This is a genomic window from Leifsonia sp. 563, assembly GCF_040545055.1.
GTDB lineage: Bacteria > Actinomycetota > Actinomycetes > Actinomycetales > Microbacteriaceae > Leifsonia.
This window is the reverse complement of the sequence record NZ_JBEPLE010000001.1, coordinates 1,200,674-1,220,789: the sequence shown is the minus strand read 5'-3', so window position 1 is coordinate 1,220,789 and position 20,116 is coordinate 1,200,674. Positions and strand designations below refer to the sequence as shown.

16 protein-coding genes are annotated in these 20,116 nt (G+C 70.2%); 7 read left to right on the top strand and 9 right to left on the bottom strand.

Going from position 1 to position 20,116, the window contains the following annotated elements; all coding sequences use genetic code 11:
* Positions 1–103 precede the first annotated feature (103 nt).
* On the bottom strand, positions 104–598 hold the full coding sequence (locus ABIC47_RS05965; RefSeq protein WP_018192733.1) for an SRPBCC family protein: 495 nt from the start codon (positions 596–598) through the stop codon (positions 104–106).
* On the bottom strand, positions 595–972 hold the full coding sequence (locus tag ABIC47_RS05960; protein WP_354478268.1) for an ArsR/SmtB family transcription factor: 378 nt from the start codon (positions 970–972) through the stop codon (positions 595–597). Before ABIC47_RS05960 ends, ABIC47_RS05965 begins: the two co-directional genes overlap by 4 nt.
* Before the next feature lie 199 nt (positions 973–1,171).
* Here ABIC47_RS05960 and ABIC47_RS05955 point away from each other — a divergent pair, with 199 nt between their 5' ends.
* From ABIC47_RS05955 to ABIC47_RS05940, 4 genes are read left to right on the top strand one after another with little or no spacing between them, the layout of a single operon-like run.
* On the top strand, positions 1,172–2,173 hold the full coding sequence (locus ABIC47_RS05955; RefSeq protein WP_018192731.1) for an ROK family protein: 1,002 nt from the start codon (positions 1,172–1,174) through the stop codon (positions 2,171–2,173).
* Complete coding sequence (locus tag ABIC47_RS05950) at positions 2,166–2,750, top strand: D-sedoheptulose-7-phosphate isomerase (protein WP_018192730.1); 585 nt, start codon at positions 2,166–2,168, stop codon at positions 2,748–2,750. The genes ABIC47_RS05955 and ABIC47_RS05950 overlap by 8 nt, the downstream gene beginning before the upstream one ends.
* A complete protein-coding gene (locus tag ABIC47_RS05945) occupies positions 2,747–5,497 on the top strand; it encodes an alpha-mannosidase (RefSeq protein WP_354478264.1) in 2,751 nt (916 codons plus the stop codon). Before ABIC47_RS05950 ends, ABIC47_RS05945 begins: the two co-directional genes overlap by 4 nt.
* Positions 5,494–7,347: a YyaL domain-containing protein gene (locus ABIC47_RS05940; protein ID WP_354478261.1), complete on the top strand. Its 1,854-nt coding sequence runs from the start codon at positions 5,494–5,496 to the stop codon at positions 7,345–7,347. The genes ABIC47_RS05945 and ABIC47_RS05940 overlap by 4 nt, the downstream gene beginning before the upstream one ends.
* 68 nt (positions 7,348–7,415) lie before the next feature.
* Here ABIC47_RS05940 and ABIC47_RS05935 read toward each other — a convergent pair whose 3' ends face one another.
* Positions 7,416–7,601 (bottom strand): hypothetical protein, encoded by a 186-nt coding sequence (locus ABIC47_RS05935; protein ID WP_354478258.1) that lies wholly within the window; start codon positions 7,599–7,601, stop codon positions 7,416–7,418.
* Between the two features lie 88 nt (positions 7,602–7,689).
* Between ABIC47_RS05935 and ABIC47_RS05930 the strand changes: the two genes are divergently transcribed.
* A complete protein-coding gene (locus tag ABIC47_RS05930) occupies positions 7,690–8,277 on the top strand; it encodes a CGNR zinc finger domain-containing protein (RefSeq protein ID WP_354478256.1) in 588 nt (195 codons plus the stop codon).
* A gap of 89 nt (positions 8,278–8,366) precedes the next feature.
* Here the strand turns inward: ABIC47_RS05930 and ABIC47_RS05925 are convergent, their stop codons facing one another.
* The 3 genes from ABIC47_RS05925 to ABIC47_RS05915 form a co-directional block, all read right to left on the bottom strand.
* Positions 8,367–9,938: a transporter gene (locus ABIC47_RS05925; RefSeq protein WP_354478254.1), complete on the bottom strand. Its 1,572-nt coding sequence runs from the start codon at positions 9,936–9,938 to the stop codon at positions 8,367–8,369.
* Positions 9,920–10,693, bottom strand: a complete 774-nt coding sequence (locus ABIC47_RS05920; protein ID WP_018192723.1) for an ABC transporter ATP-binding protein — start codon at positions 10,691–10,693, stop codon at positions 9,920–9,922. The genes ABIC47_RS05925 and ABIC47_RS05920 overlap by 19 nt, the downstream gene beginning before the upstream one ends.
* A gap of 301 nt (positions 10,694–10,994) precedes the next feature.
* Entirely contained in the window at positions 10,995–13,280 is a 2,286-nt protein-coding gene (locus ABIC47_RS05915) for a glycoside hydrolase family 38 N-terminal domain-containing protein (protein WP_354478251.1), read from the bottom strand.
* Positions 13,281–13,541: 261 nt separating this feature from the next.
* On the opposite strand from ABIC47_RS05915, the gene ABIC47_RS05910 reads away from it, so the two are divergent.
* Entirely contained in the window at positions 13,542–14,912 is a 1,371-nt protein-coding gene (locus ABIC47_RS05910; protein WP_354478248.1) for an extracellular solute-binding protein, read from the top strand.
* A gap of 349 nt (positions 14,913–15,261) precedes the next feature.
* Here the strand turns inward: ABIC47_RS05910 and ABIC47_RS05905 are convergent, their stop codons facing one another.
* The 3 genes from ABIC47_RS05905 to ABIC47_RS05895 form a co-directional block, all read right to left on the bottom strand.
* A complete protein-coding gene (locus ABIC47_RS05905; protein WP_354478245.1) occupies positions 15,262–16,515 on the bottom strand; it encodes an MFS transporter in 1,254 nt (417 codons plus the stop codon).
* A 134-nt stretch (positions 16,516–16,649) separates the two neighbouring features.
* Positions 16,650–17,624, bottom strand: a complete 975-nt coding sequence (locus ABIC47_RS05900; RefSeq protein ID WP_018192719.1) for a carbohydrate ABC transporter permease — start codon at positions 17,622–17,624, stop codon at positions 16,650–16,652.
* Positions 17,624–18,592, bottom strand: coding sequence for a carbohydrate ABC transporter permease (locus ABIC47_RS05895; protein WP_089879095.1), 969 nt, complete (start codon positions 18,590–18,592; stop codon positions 17,624–17,626). The genes ABIC47_RS05900 and ABIC47_RS05895 overlap by 1 nt, the downstream gene beginning before the upstream one ends.
* A 478-nt stretch (positions 18,593–19,070) precedes the next feature.
* Here ABIC47_RS05895 and ABIC47_RS05890 point away from each other — a divergent pair, with 478 nt between their 5' ends.
* A complete protein-coding gene (locus ABIC47_RS05890) occupies positions 19,071–20,105 on the top strand; it encodes a LacI family DNA-binding transcriptional regulator (RefSeq protein WP_018192717.1) in 1,035 nt (344 codons plus the stop codon).
* The last annotated feature ends 11 nt before the right edge of the window (positions 20,106–20,116 follow it).

The following is a 20,116-nucleotide window of genomic DNA, read 5'->3' as shown; positions in this document are numbered from 1 at the left end:
TTCCGTCTCTCGCCCCTCTCCGCCCCCGTCGAGTACGCACAAATTGCACGCCCGCGGTGCTCGGGGCGTGCAATTTGTGCGTACTCGACGGTGGATGGCTGGGTCAGCGGGTGACGTCGGCGGCGAGGAGGTCGTCGATCTGGGAGACGGCCTCGCGCATGCCCTCCTCCATGCCCATGGCGACCATCTCGTCCAGCTGCTTCGTGCTCGCGAACTGGGTGAGCTGCGTCATACGGGTGCGGCCGTCGCGTTCCTCGAGCGTCGTCGTCATCCGGACGGGCTCCCCGGGCGCCGGGTTGCCGTCGTCGTCGGCGAAGCCGTCGTCGAGCGAGATCCGAACCGGAGGCTCGATCTCGACGAACCGCCACCAGCCATGGGCTTTCGTGCCGTCAGGCCCGGTCATGTAGTAGGACGCCCGTCCCGCCGGCTCGAACTCGAACACCTCGAACGTGGCCGGCCAGGTCGGCGGTCCCCACCACCGCTCCAGCTGGCGCGGGTCGGACCACAGCTGCCACACGCGCTCCGGCGGCGCGTCGTACTCGGTGACGAACGTGAGCGTCAGCGCATCCACGTCCTTGTTCGACTCGATGAAGGTCATCGCTCGTTCCTCTCTGGTTCGGTGGTGCTCAGCGTGGTTGGGGCCTCCTCGGCGAGGATGCCGTCGATGGCGCGATCGCGACGGCGCCAGATCTCCTCGTAGGCGTCGAGCAGCCGGGATGCCCGCCGGATCGTCTCCGGGTCGCCCGACACGACGCGCTCGCGTCCGCGGGTCCGCTTGCGGACGAGTCCCGCCCGCTCGAGCACGGCGACGTGCTTCTGCACGGCGGCGAAGCTCATGTCGTACCGCCGGGCGAGTTCGCTCACCGAGTGCTCCCCCTGCAGCGACCGCGCGACGATATCCCGCCGGGTCGCATCCGCCAGTGCCTGGAAGATGCGATCGACCTCAGCATCCGTCAACTCATCTACAACCATTTGGTTGTACGTTAGCGCGACGCGGCACTGTGCGCAATCCCCGAATCTCGCGAGGCGCTCAGGCTGCGAGCGACGGCTGCGGACGCGCCCAGTGAACGCGCCGTGTTGACCCGCCCGCCCGCGGCGTCCTAGTATCTGTGGGAACGATCCCACACGATCCACCGACGCTGGCGCGGTCGTGCACCCTCGGAAGGACATGATGGCAAACGGCCTCCGCGCCGTCCTCTCGCTCGACATCGGCGGCACGAAGCTCGCCGTCGGTGTTGTCACGGAAGACGGACGAACCCACGCACTGATCGTCGAACCCACTCGTCGGGAGGAGGGCCCGGGTGCGATCGTTCCCAGGCTGTTCGACATGGGTCATCGCGCGATCGCCGAATCCGGCCTCGAGGTGGAGGCGGTCGGCATCTCCTGCGGCGGTCCGCTCGACGCCAAGGCCGGTGTGCTGACCGGCCCTCTGCACCTCCCCGGGTGGATCGACCTGCCGATCGTCGAGCTCGCCGAGCGCGAGTTCGGTATCCCGGCCGTGCTCGAGAACGACGCGACGGCCGGCGCCCTCGGCGAGTTCCGCTACGGCGCCGCGCGCGACGCCGACACCATGGTCTACCTGACGATCTCCACCGGCATCGGCGGCGGCGCGGTCATCGACGGCCGCCTGCACCGCGGCGCGGCCGGCAACGGCGGCGAGTTCGGCCACGTGATGGTCCGCACCGGCGGCCGTCCGTGCCTGTGCGGGCGCCGCGGCTGCCTCGAGGGATACGCCTCCGGCACCTCCATCGCCCAGCGCGCCCGCGAGGCCGTCGCCGAGCGCGGCGCCGGCTCGACGCTCGCCCAGCTGCCCGTCGTGCGGGCGGAGGATGTGGTCGCGGCCGCCGCCGACGGCGACGCCCTCGCCATCGAGCTCTGGGACGAGACGGTCGACGTGCTCTCCGTCGCCCTCACCGACCTTGTCAACGTCTTCGAGCCCGACCTCGTCGTGCTCGGCGGCGGGGTGACCCGCTCCGGCGACGCCCTGCTCGTTCCCGTGCGCGAGCGAGTCGCCGCCGACGCGATGCCGCCCGCTGCCGCCGCATCCACCGTCGTACTCGCCGCCTTGGGCGACGTCGTCTGCGTCGTCGGCGCCGGTGCCGTCGCGTTCGACCGCCTCGACCAGCTCGCCGGTGCGGGCGCAGGCGTCCGGAAGGGAGACCACCGTGGCTGAGTGGATGCGACAGCAGCTGGAGGCGCACATCCAGGTCGCCGAGCAGGGCGAGGCACTGCTGCCGGCCCTGCGTGAGGTCGGGAAGCTGCTCTGCGACGCGTTCGCCGAGCGCGGCATCCTGTACACGTTCGGCAACGGCGGTAGCGCGGCGGATGCGCAGCACTTCACCGGTGAGATCATCGGGCACTACAAGCGCGACCGTCGGCCGCTCGGGGCGGTCACGCTCAGCACCGACCCCACGACGATGACCTGCATCGCCAACGACTACTCGTACGACGACGTGTTCTCGCGCCAGGTACTCGGCCTGGCTCGTCCGGGCGACGTCGTCGCGGCCTTCACGACGAGCGGCCGGAGTGCGAACATCGTCTCAGCGCTCGAAGCGGCGAAGTCGGTCGGCGCCACGACGGTGCTGTTCGGCGGAGGCGACGGCGGCCCGGCGAAGGAGTTCGCCGACTACGCGCTGCTGAGCCCGTCCACGACCACCCCGAGGATCCAGGAATTCCACACGTTCATGCTCCACGTGCTCTCCGAGATCGTGGACGCATGGGCCGACGGCGACGAGGAGTACGCACTGTGACCACCCCCGAGCAGGCAGCCGTCGATTCCGGACTTTCTCCGGCCGACACGCCGCGTGTGGGCGGAGAAACTCCGGAACAGATCGCGGTGGATGCGGCGCAGGAGCCGCGCGAGAGCGCATCCGGGAACGAGGTCGCCGGCGAGACGGGCGCCCCCGACACGAACGGCAAAGCCCCCGTCGCGAACGCGCCCGCCGGCACCCAGCCGCGCGACCTCCCGCCAGCGAAGCGCCCGACGGCGACCCCGCAGCGCACCCTCCACATGATCGGCAACGCGCACCTGGACCCGGTGTGGCTGTGGCCGTGGCAGGAGGGATACCAGGAGGCGCGTGCGACCTTCTGGTCGGCCATCCACCGCATGGAGGAGTACCCCGACTTCGTCTTCACCTGCGACCAGATCGTGCTGCTCAGCTGGGTGGAGGAGTCCGACCCCGAGCTGTTCGAGCAGATCAAGCGCCGTGTCGCCGAGGGCCGCTGGGTGAACGTCGGCGGCTGGTGGGTCGAGCCGGACAACAACATGCCGATGGGTGAGAGCTTCGTGCGCCAGGGTCTGTACGGCCAGCGCTACCTCGAGTCGCGCTTCGGGAAGCCGTCGACCGTCGGGATGAATGTGGACCCGTTCGGTCACAACGCGATGCTCCCGCAGATCCTGCGCGGCCAGGGGATGGACTCGTACACGTTCCTGCGGCCCGGCCCGCACGAGTCCGACCTGGCTCCGAGCCTGTTCTGGTGGGAGGCGCCCGACGGCTCGCGCGTGCTGGCCTACCGCATCCCGTTCGAGTACTGCAGCCCGCCCGGGTCCGTCGACGGCCAGACCGAGAAGGCGCTCGCCTCCCTCGACCGCACCGTCGGCTTCGGCGAGAACGCGACCGCGATGGTGTTCTACGGCGTGGGCAACCACGGCGGCGGCCCCACGATCGCCAACATCGAGTCGATCCACCGCTACGACCGCATGGGCTCTTTCGGAAGGATGACGATGTCGTCACCGCGCACGTACTTCGACGAGGTGCTCGGCCGGGGCGAGGCGTTCCTCGACACCCTCCCGGTGCGCCGCGACGACCTGCAGCACCATGCGCCCGGCTGCTATTCGGCGCACTCGGGCATCAAGGCGTGGCAGCGTCGCGCGCAGTTCGCCGTGCTGAACGCCGAGCGCTGGGCGGCGGTGGTCGCCGCGACCGACGGCGTCGACTACCCGCGCGAGCAGCTGGAGACCGCCTGGAAGCAGGTGCTGTTCAACCAGTTCCACGACATCCTGCCCGGTTCGGCGATCGAGCCGTCGTACGACGACGCACGTGACCAGCTCGGCGAGGCCGTCGCGATCTCGAAGCGCATCATCACGCGGGCGCACAACGTCCTCGCCCGCCAGGTGCAGGTCGACCGGGAGGACGGCACGCAGCCGGTCCTGGTCTTCAACCCGCATCCCTGGCCGGTGTCGGTGGATGTGGACTTCCAGTACGGCGCGCAGCGCGCCGGCGTGCACGTGGTCGACGAGAACGGCGAGCCCGTCGTCTTCCAGAACTCGCAGTCGACCGCGACGACGGACGATGTCTCGCGCGGCGCCGTGGTGTTCCGCGCCGACGTCCCGGCTCTCGGCTACCGCCTCTACCGCCTGCGTCCCGGCGCCGGCCCGGGTGCGGCATCCGATGGCCTGACCGTGACGGCCGACACCCTCGAGAACGAGCACGTCCGCATCCGCATCGATCAGGAGACCGGCTGGATTTCGTCCTACCTGGTCAAGGCGACCGGCGTGGATGTGATGGCCGGCGTCGACGGCGCCCAGCACACCCAGATCAACGACGACCCGACCGATACGTGGGGCCACCGGGTCATCTCGTACGCCTGGCCGGGCGCGACGATGGAGCTGAAGCGCATCGTGGTCCGCGAGACCGGCCCGCTGCGGTCTCGCGTCCGGGTCGAGCGGGCATGGGGCGCATCCACTCTGGTGGAGGAGCTCATCCTCGACCACGATTCGCCCGTGCTGAGGGTCAACGTGACGCTCGACTGGCGCGAGCAGGCGCACCTGTTGAAGCTGCGCTTCCCGACCGTTCTCGACGACCCGACGGCGACGTACGAGATCCCGTTCGGCCACCTGGAGCGCCCGGTCGACGGCGCCGAGGAGCCCGCGCAGTCGTGGGTGGATCTGACCGGCACGATCGACGGCGCCGCTGCCGGCCTCACGGTGATCACGACCAACAAGCACGCCTACGACGTGTCGCCGGGAACCGCCGACAACGGCGAGCAGCCGAGCATCGGCGTGACCGCCGTCCGCAGCCCGGTCTACTCGTGGCACGACCCGCGCCTGCTCGACCCGGAGGGCATCTACTCCTTCCAGGATCAGGGCGTCCAGCGGTTCAGCTACGAGCTGGTGCCGCACGCAGGCGATTGGCGTGAGGCCGACCCGATCCGTCGCGCGCTCGTGCTCGGCAACCCGGTGCGGGCGATGCAGGAGTCGTTCCACGACGGCGTGCTGCCTCCGGTGAACTCGTTCGCGAGCGACGGCGGCGCTACCGTCATGGTGACCGCGCTGAAGGGCACCGAGGACGAGACGGATGCCCCCGGCGGCGCGGATGTGGTCGTGCGGGCCGTCGAGACACGCGGCGAGGGCGGACGCTCGCGCATCGAGCTCCCGCTGCTCGGGCGCACCATCGAGGAGGACTTCGGCCCGTCGCAGCTGCGCACCTTCGTGGTGCCGGCCGACCCGGCCCAGCCGGTCCGCGAGGTCGACCTGATCGAGCGCCCGCTGCCGTGAGTGCGCGCCCCGAGGTCCGGGCGACCGTCGTCGGTCCCGCTTCCGCGGCGGCCGAGGTGCAGCTGGAGTGGAGCGAGGCGGAGCCCGGCTGGCGGCTCGCGGTGCGCGTGACGTACACCGGTGCGGAGCCGGCCGACGGGTCGGTACTGGTGGAGGCTCCGGTGCACGGCGCTGACGATCCCTGGTGGCTCGTCCCCGGCGCCTTCTACGGCGAGAACCGGCCGGCCGAGAACACCCGGGCGTTCCCGCGCTTCGAGATCGGGGCGAGCACGCCCGAGCAGCACGCGGCCCTGGTGAGCGACGCCTGGGAGTTCCGCGCCGACCGTGCGGCGACGCCGGCGGTGTTCGCCTGGGCGGGGCCGGACCGTGGAGGAGTCGCGCTCGCCGCGGCCGAGACCTCCGCCCTCGGCCTCACCGGCGTCGGGCTCGCGCACGACCAGGAGTGGGGCGACGCGACGGTCAGCCTGCGCTTCCCGTACCGCGAATACCCGGTCACGTACTACGGCGACGACCGCCCGCGGCCGGCCGATGTGGCGACGCACCGCTTCGTGCCTGGGGAGACCGTGGAGCTCGCGGTACGCGTGTTCGCGCTGGACGCATCCCGCCACGCCTACGCCCCGATCCTGCGCGCGCTGCACGCCGAAGCGGCCGAGCACACGACCGAGAATCCGTGGGTGGATGTGGCCACCGCCGCCGACCTCACCGCCGCCGGCCTGCTCGACTGGCACTACGACCCCGACCCCGGCGTGCTGCTGGAGACCGTCGGCTTCGACCGCGAGGTCAGCGGCCGGGACGGGCTCAGCGTCGACCGGCAGGCCATGCACGTCGGCTGGGTCAGCGGCATCCCGTGGGCGTACGCGCTCCTCGCGCACGGGCTGCGGACCGAACGGCGGGCCGAGGCGGACGCGGCGCGTCACGTCATCGACTTCATCACCGCGTCCCTGTCGCCCTCCGGAACCTTCTGGGGCGTCTGGTACCGCGACCACGGCTGGACGCAGAGTTGGACCGAGCTGAAACGCGGACTCCACTCGCGCACCCTCGCCGAGGCGACGCTGTTCCTCGTCCGCGCACAAGCGCTCGACCCGCACGAGCAGTGGGAGCGCGCCATCCGCTCGAACCTGGATGTCGTCGTCGGCCGTCAGCGCGACGACGGCAACCTCGGATCGGTCCACCATGCCGAGACCGGGGAGGTGCTGTCCTGGTCGGGCGCCTCGGGTCTGACGTGGATCGCCGCCCTGGTGGAGGCGGCCGAACGCGACGAGCGCTACCTGCCCGCGGCGCTCGCCGCCGGAAGGTATTACGAGCAGTTCGTCGACCGGGAGTTCCTCCACGGCGCCCCGGAGGACGTGGACCTCGCGCCGACGTCGGAGGACGGCTACGCCGCCGTGATGGCCTACGTCGCCCTGCACCGCGCGACCGGTGATCGGCACTGGCTCGATGTGGCGCGGCGCGCAGCCGATTGGATGCTGACCTTCCGCTACACGTACGACGTCACCTTCCCGGCGCACACCCTGCTCGGGGCGTACGGCTTCCGCACCCGCGGCGCCGACAACGCATCGCCGTCGAACCAGCACCTTCACGCCTACGGGCTCGTCTGCACGGCCGAGCTGCGCGAGCTCTCGGCGGCCCTCGGCGACCCGCACTATGCGGAGCGCGCCGACGAGACGCTGGCGTGCTTCCGCCAGTTCATCGCCCGCGAGAACGGCGACTTCAACGCCTACCGCGGCATGGTCAGCGAGCGGTACTACCAGACGGCGTGCTTCCAGCCGAAGGGGATGCTGCTGACGCTCTCGCACGCTTGGAGCGTCGGCGTGACCCTGCTCGCCTGCGAACAGACGCTGGCGGGCTGAGTGCCGAGGTGCACGTCGTGGTCGCTATTTCGCCCGAATAGGCGCCACGAGTCGCACCTCGATGCCGCTCAGCGGTGGAGGCCCCAGAACGCCCACGGCGACACGTGGTCGATCCACGGATCGCGAGCGGCTCGCGGTCGCAGCCGCCCCACCCGTAGCGCCCGGTAGTGGATGCGCATCCACCTCCCGATCCTCTCGGCCGGGATCTCCGGCCGATGTCCGATGGCGATGATCTGCTGTGTTGTCCGATCCACGATGACCTCCTACACCGGCTAAGCGTTAATGCCGGTGTCATCACCATGCCCACTGTCGGAACACCTGTCAAGGGCGTATGGTGGTGTGATGGGTCGACAGACGGATCTCGCGTTCGAACGGGAGAACGAGATGATCCCCGCCCAGCTGCGGCTGGTGCGGGACTTCGTCAACACCGTCGAGTATCAGGAGGACGAAGAGGGCTGGGAGAGCCCGGACGACCTCGCTGCGTGGCTGCGGAGCCGCGACCTCCTCGGGGAGGGCGTCGCCGCCACCGAAGACGACCTGGCACTCGCGAAGACCGTGCGCGAGGGCCTGCGCTCGGTGCTCGCCACGCACGCCGGACACGACGCCGACCCCGACGCACTCCACAGCCTCGACGGCGCGCTCGCCGAACTGCCGCTCCGGCTGTCGTTCGGCGGCTCCGGGTCATTCGCGCTGGCGCCCGCGACCGATCGCGGCGCCCGCGCCGCCCTGGCCGGAGTGCTGGATGCGGTGCGCGCCTCCCGCGAGGACGGCAGCTGGTCGCGGCTCAAGGTCTGCGATCGCGTCACCTGCCGGTGGGCGTACTACGACTACTCGAAGAACCGGTCCAGCCGGTGGTGCACCATGGCGGGCTGCGGGAACGCGGTCAAGATGCAGAAGGCGCACGCGCGGCGCGCATCCACCTCGGCCTGAGCGGTCCGCGATGCCCGAGGTGCACGCACGTGCGGGCGACACGCCGCGTCAGACCGCAACAACGTGCACCTCGGGGCGGGGATGCGTGCTCAGGCGTCCTTCCGCAGCTGCAGCAGCAGCTCCGGAGCCCGCGCGTCCAGCACGCGGCCGCCCACGCGCACGCCGACGACGAGCAGCACCGCGCCGAGCACGATCCCGGCGGCGAGCCCGAGCCAGCCCCAGATCGCCTCGCGGGTCACGAGGGAGACGATCAGCAGCACGATCTCGGGCAGGCACAGCACGGCGATGACGCCCCACGCCGCGAACGTCGGCCCGAGCAGCGAGATGTTGCTGCCCGGCCGCGACCGGAACGGGTTGTCGCCGGGCTCAGGTACCGGGAAGACGAACCGCGCCGAGGTCACCGAGCAGACGGCGGCGCCGCTGAGCAGCATCCCGAGCGACAGCCCGAGCAGACCGGGTGCGGGCAGCCAGTCGCCCTCGAAGGCCGTGGCGCCGACCGAGATGATGACGACCGCGGGGATCGCGAACGTCAGCAGGGCGGATGCGCGACCCCAGCGGTCCGCGCGACCCGGCACGGCCTTCGACACGTGGAGCGCGAACGCGGTCGAGTCGTATGACACGTCGGCGATCATCCCGATCCCGAGCGTGAACGCGACCACCGGGCCGGCCGCGAAGAAGTAGCCGGTCGAGTGGTTGATGCTCGAGTAGAACCACATGATCGCCGGGAGCAGCGGGATGATGAGCAGCTGCCGAAGGTATCGCGGATCGCGGAACCAGTAAGTCAGGCAGCGCGCGGCGATGGCGCCGGCCGGAGTCCCGGGCAGGATGCCGAACAGACCCGACTTGCCGGGCGCACGCACGCGCGACGAAGCCCGAGCGGGGGTGACCAGGGAGCGCGCGAGCCCCCAGCGCCAGACCGCCCAGAGCACCGCGAAGGTCGCAACGGCGATGAGCAGCCGCAGCAGCGCGCCGAGCGGGTCGCCCGCGGCGACGGCTCCGGGGACGGCCCACACCGCGCCGAGCGGCGACCAGCCGAGGCCCGCGGCGACCGCGGGCAGAGCGTCTGCCGACGACTGCAAGCCGCTGGTGATCCCGATGATGATCGGGCCGGCGAGGATGAGCGGGATCAGGATGAGGAGCCCGCTGGCCTCGCGGAAGCGGCGGCCCGACGACAGCCCGCTCGCGATGGAGGTGACCGCGCGTGACACGACGATGCAGGTCGCGGCGCCGAGCACGCCCGTGACCAGGGCGATCAGCGCGATCCCCGGCGAGTGCAGCCAGGGCAGGGCGGTGCCGAGGGATGCGAGAGTCGTCGCCGCGCCGGCCACACCGACCGCGCCGCTCAGCAGCATCCCGATCATCAGCGGCCGCAGCGCGATCGGGTAGACCGCGAGATGGCCCGGGTCGAGCGTCTGCTCGACGCCGGAGAGCAGCAGTGGCAGCACCGCCCAGCCGAGGACGGCCGCCGAGCCCGCGAGCACCACGGCGGTCGTCGCGACCTCCGCAGGAGCGAACGACAGGCCGACGAGGGCGCCGAGCACGACGAGGAGGCCGACGGCCCCGTAGATCGCGCCGATGATCACGGCCACCAGCTGCCCGGTGCTGCGGCGGAACGAGTTCTTGAGGACGAGCAGGCGCAGCCTTACGAGTGTCGCAACCACTCCGGCCCCTCCCCGACACGGCGTCCGCCGACGAGCTCGACGAACCGGTCCTCGAGCGTGGATCCGGCGCGCACGTCGTCCACCGAGCCGGCCGCGACTACGCGTCCTGCCGTGATGACGGCGACGTGGTCGCACATCCGCTCCACCAGGTCCATCACGTGCGACGAGACCACCACGGTCCCGCCGCCGTCGACGTAGGTGCGGAGGATGTCGCGGATGTTCGCCGCCGAGACCGGGTCGACCGACTCGAACGGCTCGTCCAGCACGAGCACGCGCGGGGCGTGCACCATCGCGGCGGCGAGGGCGATCTTCTTCGTCATGCCCGCGGAGTAGTCGACGACGAGCGTTCCGCCCGCCGACTCCAGGTCGAGCAGCTGCAGGAGGTCGTGGGTGCGCTGCTGCGCGGTCGGGCGGTCCATACCGCTCAGGAGCCCCGCGTACTCGACGAGCTGCTGCCCGGTCAGCCGGTCGAACAGCCGGACGCCGTCCGACAGCACGCCGACCATCGCCTTCGCGGCGAGCGGGTTCTTCCACATGTCGACGCCGTGGATGAGCACTTCGCCGGCATCCGGACGCAGCAGGCCGGTCGCCATGCTGAGCGTCGTCGTCTTGCCTGCGCCGTTCGGTCCGACCAGCCCGTAGAAGCTGCCGGACGGCACGTCCAGATCGATCCCGTCGACCGCGACCTTCTGCCCGAACCGCTTGTGCAGCCCGCGGATCCTGATCGCGAGGTCGTCGTCCTCCGCCACGCGCACCCCCTCACGTCGTCCGTGCCGCCCGCACGTCGGACAGCCCGTGCGAACCACCCTATCGGCGGGCTCCGACGCCGTGTCCAGGAGTACGGGCGATCCGACACGGCGGATCCGGCGGATGCGGCGGGGCAGGACAGGACGCGGCATGCCGCGCGCGCCCCTGGTCGCCGTCGGCACGCCGCGCCTGTTCTCCGGCGGGGGAGGGAACGCCCGCCAGGGAGTCGTCCGGAGGCCTGGATGCGATCGGATGGCGGATCCGCCCGGTTGTAAGGGCCTTCCCAGGTTCGGCCGAGGGATGCGGCGGTCAGCTCCCCAGCGGTCCGGTGTACGAGCGCGCCTGCAGCGGCAGCGCGAGGTCGGCGCCGAATGCTGCGACCTCCGCGCGCAGGTCCGCCGCGTCCGATCCCTCCGCCGTCTCCACCGGCCGGAAGCGGTAGTGCAGCGTTCCGGTGAAATCCTGCCGCGCCTGGAAGTTGGTGAAGTGCAGGTTGTTCATCACCCAGCTGTTGATGTGCCCCGCCGGCGCATCGAGGGTGCGCGCCCATTTCCCGGTGTGGAAGCCGCCGAGCTGGACGAGCGGCGCATCTACGGTGCCCCAGAGCACCGCCGGGCCGCCCTCGGCGCTGCGCACACCGACCGCGTGCTGCACGGAGTACCAGTCCTTCGATGTGTCCGGCAGCTGCTCGCTCTCGGCCGCGAAGACCGCGCCCGCGGTCTCCAGCAGGAACTCCGGCCGCTCGACCGCGAACGGGAAGGCGACGAACAGGCTCTCTGGGCCGAAGTGCTCGGGCTTCGCGATGTGCACGGCGAGGTCGATGTCGTCCAGCTCGCGATAGAGGGTGAGCGTATGCGTGGCCGCGAGGCTGCCGGGGAGCTCGCCCGACCAGCGGATGCGCGCGTAGGCGTCCGTCTCGATCACCTCCGGAGCCGAGGTGGATGCGGCGTATGAGCGCTCGAACTCCGGGCCGGGGAAGCCGGGGTTGAAGTTCTTCGGGTTGTCGAAGATCGCGTGCGAACGACCGGCCGCGGTGACCGTCTCGGCGACGACGGCCCCGAGACCGTGCGGCGCGTGCGCATCCACCAGCTCCCGGCCGGTGCGGACGTCGACGAGCGAGACGACACCGCCGCGCTCCGGGTCGACCGTCGCTCGGAAGCGCCCGGCCTCGATGGTCGTGCCCGTCGTGGCGGCCGGCTCCACGCCGGGCGCCGGGAGCACGACGACGGACGATGCGGGCACGTCGGCCACCACCGTCACCCGGCGTGTCCCTCCGACCTCCGCCTCGACGGCCTCCCGGCGCGGACGGTCGGTGAGGTTGGCGACGAGCACGCCGTCCGCCGGCTCGGGATCGCGGCCGGACGCCGCGAGGCGGTACAGGGCCTCGACGTTCAGGTCGCGGGCGAGGTCCCAGGCGCCGTAGGCGAAGCCCGCCTTCGCGTTCCAGTGCGAATGGCTGAAGTGCGAGTGCGGCTTGGAGTAGGTCTCCCACGAGCCCCAGGTGTGCTCGCCGAAGAGCAGGAGCTCCTCATCCACCCGGTCGAACGTGGGGGCGAGCTCGGCGTCGTCGCGCACGCGAACCGGGCCCCGGCGGTAGCCCAGGACCGTGGCGAGCGCCGGCTCGCCCTCCCCGCGCGCGCGGGCGAGGTCGAAAGCCGCGCGTGCGGAGAGCGCGAACCGCCGCGCCGCGCGGTAGACGGCGACCTCGCGGGCGGTGGAGCCGTGACCGTGCGACCACCAGTCGGCCCACTCGCCGCGGAGCACGGGCAGATCGTCGGGCGCCTGCGCGGCCAGCGCATCCATCGCCGTGTCGATCGTCGCGGTCTCCATCAGGATGCCGGGGTGCCGGTCGTTCCAGTGGCGCACCACTTCGGTGAAGAGCGCCGTCGGCCAGCGGTTGTCGTTGCCCGCGTGCACGACCGCCGTGTCGAACGGGTAATCGTCACGCGCGTCGAGGCGCTCGACGAACGCGAGGATGCGCTGCTCGGCGAGGGCGACATCCCCGTCGACGATGCCCCACTCCTCGCCGAAGCCGTAGTGCGTCGAGAGCAGGGTGAGCACGCGGCGGCCGGACGGCGCCTCCCACCAGAACAGGCTCGGCTGCTCGAGCGGTGCGCGGCCATGGTCCGGGTTGAGGGCCATGACGAGGCGGTCGATCCCGGCGTCCAGCATCGCATCGGCCACACCCCAGGCGATGCCGTTGACGTCGCCGTGCTGCTCGGTGCGCACCGGGATGCCGGCGTCGTGGATGCGCTGGAGCGACCGATAGGCGGCCTCGAACTCGGCGAGGTCGGGCAACTGCGTCATGTTGAGGTAGCCGCCGGTAACCGCGATGGTGCCATCCGCCGCCAATTCGCGCAGGCGCGCGACCTCCGCCGGCGTCGCCGTGCGGAGGAACTCGAGCACCGGCCGTGCCACCTCGAAGGTCCAGCGGAAGCGGTCGGGAGCGTCCGGCGCGGCCGTGTCCTGGTCGGCCAGCCGGAGCACTTCGCGCACGATCTGCGCGTGCATCCCGTCGATGATCCGGGGGCTGTTCGTGTAGCCGACGTCGTGGTGGGTGTGGCCGAGCAGCAGTAAACGGCGGATGCGGGGCATCGGGGCCTTCCTCCGGGGTAGATGTGGCATCGTTGCCATACGACCCTAGGGCTTGAGAAGCGCAGGCTTCAAGCGTAAGAAACGATCAAGTAACGAAAACCGGCTCTGAGGACCCGGTCCCCTTGTGAAGAGCGTCACCGCTGCATTAGCGTGCGATGTGGGAAGGTTTCCATACTGTCGCTCAGACCCCGGCGGTAGGGGATCCCGTACCTCTTCGCACGGGCGAGGACGCCCGCTGCGACACCACTGAAGGGAAATCAGATGAACAAGAGGCACACCGCCTTCGCCGCGCTGGCACTCACCGCGTCGGTGGCGCTCCTCGCCGGTTGCAGCTCCAGCGGCGGCAGCTCGTCCGGCGGGGACTTCTCCAAAGACGCCAAGGGCAGCCTGAACGCCTGGGGCTTCGACAACGCCGACGACGTCGGCACCTCCCGAATCGACTACGCCAAGAGCCAGCTCAAAGACGTCACCATCAAGATCGACCAGACGCCGTTCGACGCGCAGAAGTTCACCACCCGCGTCGCCGGCGGCAACGTGCCCGACGTCGTCCAGATGGACCGCAACTTCGTCGCCACCTACGCGGCGCAGGGCCTCATCCAGCCGCTCGACCAGTGCTACAAGGTGCACGACGTCGACCCGACGTCCAGCTACTACCCGTCCGTCATCGACGACATCACGTACAAGGGCAAGGTCTACGCGGTCCCGCAGTTCTACCAGCCGCCGGCGATCATCACCAACGAGCGCGTCATGAAGGCGGCCGGCGTGACCGACGCCGAGATCGACACGTCCAAGCCGGACACGCTCGTCGCAGCGATCAAGAAGATGTACAAGTCGTCCGGCGGCAACCCGTCCGTCCTCGGCTTCGACCCGGTCGCGGGCGGCCAGGCCGGCCTGTGGATCCTCGGCTACGGCGGACAGATCATCGGCAGCGACGGCAAGCCGACCCTCGACGACTCGAAGAACGAGAAGGGCCTCGAGGTGCTCAAGCAGATCACCGACGCCCAGGGCGGCTACGCCAAGGTGAAGAGCTTCACCGACGCGTTCGACACGTTCGGCGAGAACAACCAGTACGTGAAGGACCAGGTCGGCGCACAGGTCAACGCCCAGTGGTACGTCAACGTGCTGACCCCGTTCGTCGACAAGGTGGACATCGGCGCGGTTCCGTTCAAGGGCCCGGACGGCCAGCCGTTCACGGTCGCTTCGGGAACGTCGTTCGTCATCCCGACCGGTGCCAAGAACAAGGACGCCGCGTGCGCCTGGGCGCTCAACCTCACCAACCTCCAGGCGTGGGAGGCAGCGGGCGCCGCCCGTGCCGAGACGCTGAAGAAGACGCCGGGTGCGATCAACACCGGCCTCTTCACGGGTTCGCCGGAGGCCGACAAGACGCTGCGTGAGAAGTACGTGAAGCCGTCCGGCAACGCGGGCTTCGACAAGGCGATCTCGACCTACTACGACGTGGTGGGCAACGGAAAGTCGTTCGGTGCGTCGCCGGCCGGCCAGCAGATCCAGACGGAGCTGCAGAACGCCATCCAGTCGGTGCTCCTCGGCAGCAAGTCGCCGAGCGAGGCGCTGAAGGATGCGCAGGCCGCGGCCATGAAGGCCTACGACCAGTCGACCAAGAGCAGCAAGTAACGCGCTCGCAGACGGGGCGGTCTCCTCGCGGAGGCCGCCCCGTCTGCGTGCCCGCGTCTCGTGCCCCTCGCCGCGCGTCGAGGTGCACGTAGTTGCGGTCGCCTGCGGCGTGTCGGGCGCACCTACGTGCACTTCGCGGGCGGGCATATGCGGGATGCGCACGCCGCGCTGCGAGTACGTGCCGCAACTCGCTCCGCTTTCCCGCATCCACTCACGTCTCGCGTCGGTCCGCCTGGAGTCGAGGTGCACGTTGTTGCGGGCTCCCGCGGCGTGTCGGGCGCACCTACGTGCACCTCGCGGGCGGACAGGTGCGGGATGCGCGCGCCGAGCGCGGGAGCGCGTGGGGGCGCTACGCGTCCGCGGCGGCGGGCAGGTCCGTGACCTCGCGGACGCCGCGCAGCGACGCCCACAGGATGACGGGGCACGCGAGGAGGAGGATGCCGGCGACGATGAGCGTCCAGCGGGCTCCGATCGCGTCGCCCAGCAGGCCGCCGACGATCGCGCCGACGGGGAAGAGGCCCATCACGACGACCTGCATGGTCGCGTTGACCCGCCCGAGGACGCGGTCGGGGCAGATCTGCTGCCGCACGCTCACCTGGGTGATCGCGTAGACGATCTGCCCGAACTCGCCGGCGGCGATGCCGAGCACGATCAGGAGCGTCCACCATCCCGGCTGCGCGAAGGCGCCGAGCAGCGACAGCGGCGCCGTGACGGCGAGCGACAGCCAGACGATCCGCACCGACCCCACAGCCCGCGACAGGCGCGTGGTGAAGGCGGCGCCGACCATGACCGTGACCGAGCCGACCGCGATGACGAGGCCGATCAGCGCGGGGGAGAGGCCGAGCGTCCGCGACAGGAACACCATGTTGACCGCGGACGCGATCGCGAACGAGAAATTGCTCAGGGCGCTCGCCAGCGCCGTCGACCGCAGCACCCGCGAGCGGAACACGAAGCCGAGACCCTCCGCGATCTCCGTCCGCATCCGCCGGCGGTGCTCGGGAGCCGTCGGCTCGTCCTCCCGCGCCCGGATGCCGAGCAGGCACAGCGCGGACACCGCGAACGTCCCCGCCTGCACCAGCACGACCGTCGCCGCGCCGATCAGCGACACCAGCACTCCGCCCAGGGCGGGCCCGGCGACCTGTCCGGAGGCGCGCACGAACTCGAGGGAGGAGTTGCCGGCGAGCACGCGCTCCCGTCCGATCACCGAGGGCAGATAACTGCGATACCCGACATCGAAGAACACCCGGGCCACGCCGGCCAGAAGTGACACGACGAGCAGCTGCGCCATCGTGAGCAGCCCCAGAACCGCAGCGAGAGGGATGGTCGCCAGCAGCACCGCGCGCACCAGATCGCTGGCGACGAGGAGCGGCCGCCGACGCATCCGGTCGACCCACGCCCCGGCGGGGAGCCCGAGCACGGCGAACGCCACGGTGGATGCCGCCCCGAGCATCCCCACCTCGAACGGCGTCGCGTCGAGGCTCACCACGGCGAGCAACGGCAGGGCGACACCGGAGACCTGGGCGCCGAGCTGGCTGGTGGTCTGCCCGATGAGCAGCAGGCGGAAGTCGCGGGATGCGAACAGCGAGGGAGAAGGAGATGTCACGACGAGTGGCCTTTCGAGTCCGGAACAGGTGGTCCTCCCACCCGCCGGCTCGATCCGAGAATCGTCGCTAGGGGGGTTAAACGTTACCGGGCGCGGTGGACGATGTCCAACCGCGCCCGGTGTCCGGGATGAGGTCAGCCCTTGCGGCCCTGTGTCGCCACACCTTCGATGAAGTACCGCTGGCCGAAGCCGAACAGCAGCAGCATGGGGAGGGTCACGATGAGCGCGGCCACCATCACGTACTGGTAGTCGCCGTGACCGCCGTTGGTCGGACTGAACGTGGTCATCGCGTACGAGATGCCGAGCGGCACGGTGAAGCCGTCGACACCTCCCGCGTTCAGGTAGATCAGCGCCGCCTGCAGGTTGTTCCAGCTGGCCTGGAACTCGAACAGGAAGATGATGATGAATGACGGGATGCTGAGCGGCATCGCGATCTTCGTGAACAGCTTCCAGTAGCTCGCGCCGTCGAGTCGTGCGGCCTCGAACAGCTCCCGCGGGAGCCCCATGAAGAACTGCCGCTGAAGGAAGATGTAGAACGCCGAGCCGAACAGGTTCATACCGAACAGCGGAAGCCAGGTGCCGATCAGGCCCAGGTTCTTCCAGATCAGGTACTGCGGCACCATGGTGACCGCGCCGGGCAGCATCATCGTCGCCAGCACCAGGCCGAACAGCAGCGTCCGTCCGGGGAACTTGAAGTACGCGAACCCGAACGCGACGATCGAGCTCGAGATCGCGACCAGGCCGGCGGCGAGGACCGCGATGATGACGCTGTTGCCGATCCACGAGAGCAGCGGGAGCTGGTTCCACACCTCGACGTAGTTCTGCGGCGTGAACGTCTTCGGCCACAGCGAGTTGTCGAACACCTCCTGCCGCGGCTTGAGGCTCGCGGCGAGCAGCCAGGCGAACGGGTACAGGAACAGCAGCGCGAAGGCGATGGCGACGATCCAGAGGACCGTCTTCCCGATGATCGTCCTCGGCTTGTACCACCGGCCGCCGACGGGCTTGTCGCCGCGCCCGTTGGGGGTGCTGCCCTGCAGCTGGGCGGCATCCAGCTCGGAGGCGAGCGGGGCCAGGGCCGCGGCGGCAGTGGACTGGGTCGCGGAGGACATCACTTGTCTCCTTCGTAGTAGACGAGGCGGTTGCTGACCTTCACCTGGATGAGCGTGATCAGGAGGATGATCACGAACAGCAGCCAGGCCATCGCCGCGGCGAAGCCGAAGTTGAACTGCCGGAAGGCCTGCTGGAAGAGGTACACGCCGTAGAACAACGACGAGTCGGGGGAGGCGTTCGTCTGGTCTCGCCAGAACAGCAGGTAGGCCTGGTCGAACACCTGGAGGGCCGCGATCGTGAGCACGACCACGTTGAAGAAGATCGCCGGGGAGATCATCGGGATGGTGATGGTGAAGAACTTGCGGATGGGTCCCGCACCGTCGAGCGAGGCCACCTCGTAAAGGTCGCGAGGCACGTTCTTCAGTGCCGCGAGGAAGATCACCATGGTGCCGCTGACGCCCCACAGGGTCATCAGCACGATGGACGGCTTTACCCAGTTCGGGTCGATCAGCCACTGCGGGCCCTCGATGCCGAAGATCGCGAGGAAGCGGTTGATCGCTCCGGTGTTGCCGTTGAGCAGCAGCAGGAAGATGGATGCGGTCGCGACCGCCGGGGTCATCTTGGGGAGGTAGTAGATGGTGCGGAAGGCGCCGGCGCCGCGGCCCACCCAGTTGAGGAGGAGGGCGAGCAGCAGCGCGAAGATGATCTCCAGCGGCACCGCCATGACGGCGTAGAACAGCGTGTTGCCGAGCGAGAGCGCGACCTTGGGGTCGTTGAACAGCTCCGAGTAATTGTCGAAGCCGGCCGGCGTCGCGCTGTTCGTCGCCAGGTTGTAGTTGCTGAACGAGATGAAGAGGCTGTACAGCATCGCGCCGAGCGTGAACACGAGGAAGCCGATGATCCACGGGCTGATGAAGAGGTAACCCGCGATCGCCTCGCGCCTGTTGTACTTGGTGCCCTTCTTCTTGGCGGGCTTGTCGTTGCCCGTCCGGGTCTTGCCGCGTGACGTGTCGGAGAGGACGGCCATCACCGGCTCCTCTTCCTTGCGCCATCGAGCTCGGTGATCTTCATCGCCACCCTTTCGATCCGTCCTCCGCCTTCGTCGGCGTAGTGTGTGGCATCGTTACCACATAGCAGCGACTATAAGTCCTCCCGAGCGTGCCTGCAACCGGAGCCCAGCCCATTCCCGGGCAGGGGCGGCCTCGTCGCGGAATGCGGACGCGTCTCGGCTATGTGGGCGGTGCCGGCGGGGGAACTGCCTGTGTGACGGGAACGGTACACCCGGTTGGACCGGTCGTCACCGGTCCGGGATGCGCTCTGCGGCGGCTCTGTCGCCGCGCGATCGCCCCTCCTCCGCGCCGCGGTTCCGCCCGGGTGAGTCGCGCATCCCGCAGCCGCGGAGGCAGCGTGACGCATCCGTGACGGCACGGCAGCGGGCCGGCGCGTCGGCCATTAGGGTGGATTCGCCGGGCGTCCGGCGCTCCGGCGCCCGTGGAAAGGGTTCGATGATCGAGAACGACGCCGACGGCACACAGCGGCGCGCGACGCTGAAAGATGTCGCGCTGGCCGCCGGGGTGTCGCAGTCGACCACATCCCGTGCCCTGAGCGGCGAAGGCTACGTCGCCGCCGGGGTCCGCGAACGGGTGCTCGCCGCCGCCGAATCGCTCGGGTACGTGCCGCACGCCATGGCCCGCAGCCTGCGCAAGCAGGACAGCCGCACGATCGGCGTGCTCGTCTCCGACCTGCGCAACGCGTTCTATGCGGATCTCGCCGCCGGCATCGCCGCCCGGGCCCGCCGCGAGGGCTACACGATGATGCTCGTCGACGACCAGGGCTCCACCGAGGCCGAGATGGATGCGGCGCGCGCGTTCGTCGCGACCCGCGTCGCCGGAGTGATCGTGACGCCGCTCTCGGGTGACGTCTCCAATTACCTGATGCGCCAGCACATCCCCGTCATCGAAGCCGACCGCCAGTTCTCGGCCGGTCGCTGCGACGCGGTCATCATCGACAACGCGGGCGTGGCGAAGCGGATGACGGACCACCTCATCGACCTCGGCCACCGCCGCATCGCCCTGTTCATCGACGAGACGACCTGGACGACCGGTGGCGAGCGCGCCGCCGGCTACCGCAGCTCGCTGGAGGGATCGGGCATCCCCGCCGATCCGTCCCTCGTGATCTCGACCGGATGGGATGCGGACGGCGCCCGCAAGTCGGCGATCGACATCCTGGCCCGCCGGGACCACCCGACCGCCATCTTCGCCGCCAACAACCTGCTCGCGGAGGGCGTGTGGCGGGCGACCAACGATCTCGGCCTGCGCATCCCCGAGGACGTCAGTGTCGTCTCCTTCGACGACTCCGAGTGGATGAGCATGGTCAGCCCGGGCATCACGGCGGTGGCTCAGGATGCGGTGTCGCTGGGCGAGACCGCGCTCGACCGCCTGCTGGGGCGCCTGCAGGATCCCGCCGCCGAACCGCAGACCATCGTGCTCGAGGCGCAGGTGCTGCCCCGCGGCTCCACCGCGGCTCCGCGCGCGCTGTAGCGGCGCGCCGC

Coding starts and splice junctions, on each gene's coding strand:
- ABIC47_RS05965 (WP_018192733.1), bottom strand. CDS start 598: ATGACCTTCATCGAGTCGAACAAGGACGTGGATGCGCTGACGCTCACG.
- ABIC47_RS05960 (WP_354478268.1), bottom strand. CDS start 972: ATGGTTGTAGATGAGTTGACGGATGCTGAGGTCGATCGCATCTTCCAG.
- ABIC47_RS05955 (WP_018192731.1), top strand. CDS start 1,172: ATGGCAAACGGCCTCCGCGCCGTCCTCTCGCTCGACATCGGCGGCACG.
- ABIC47_RS05930 (WP_354478256.1), top strand. CDS start 7,690: ATGGGTCGACAGACGGATCTCGCGTTCGAACGGGAGAACGAGATGATC.
- ABIC47_RS05915 (WP_354478251.1), bottom strand. CDS start 13,280: ATGCCCCGCATCCGCCGTTTACTGCTGCTCGGCCACACCCACCACGAC.
- ABIC47_RS05910 (WP_354478248.1), top strand. CDS start 13,542: ATGAACAAGAGGCACACCGCCTTCGCCGCGCTGGCACTCACCGCGTCG.
- ABIC47_RS05900 (WP_018192719.1), bottom strand. CDS start 17,624: ATGTCCTCCGCGACCCAGTCCACTGCCGCCGCGGCCCTGGCCCCGCTC.
- ABIC47_RS05895 (WP_089879095.1), bottom strand. CDS start 18,592: ATGGCCGTCCTCTCCGACACGTCACGCGGCAAGACCCGGACGGGCAAC.
- ABIC47_RS05890 (WP_018192717.1), top strand. CDS start 19,071: ATGATCGAGAACGACGCCGACGGCACACAGCGGCGCGCGACGCTGAAA.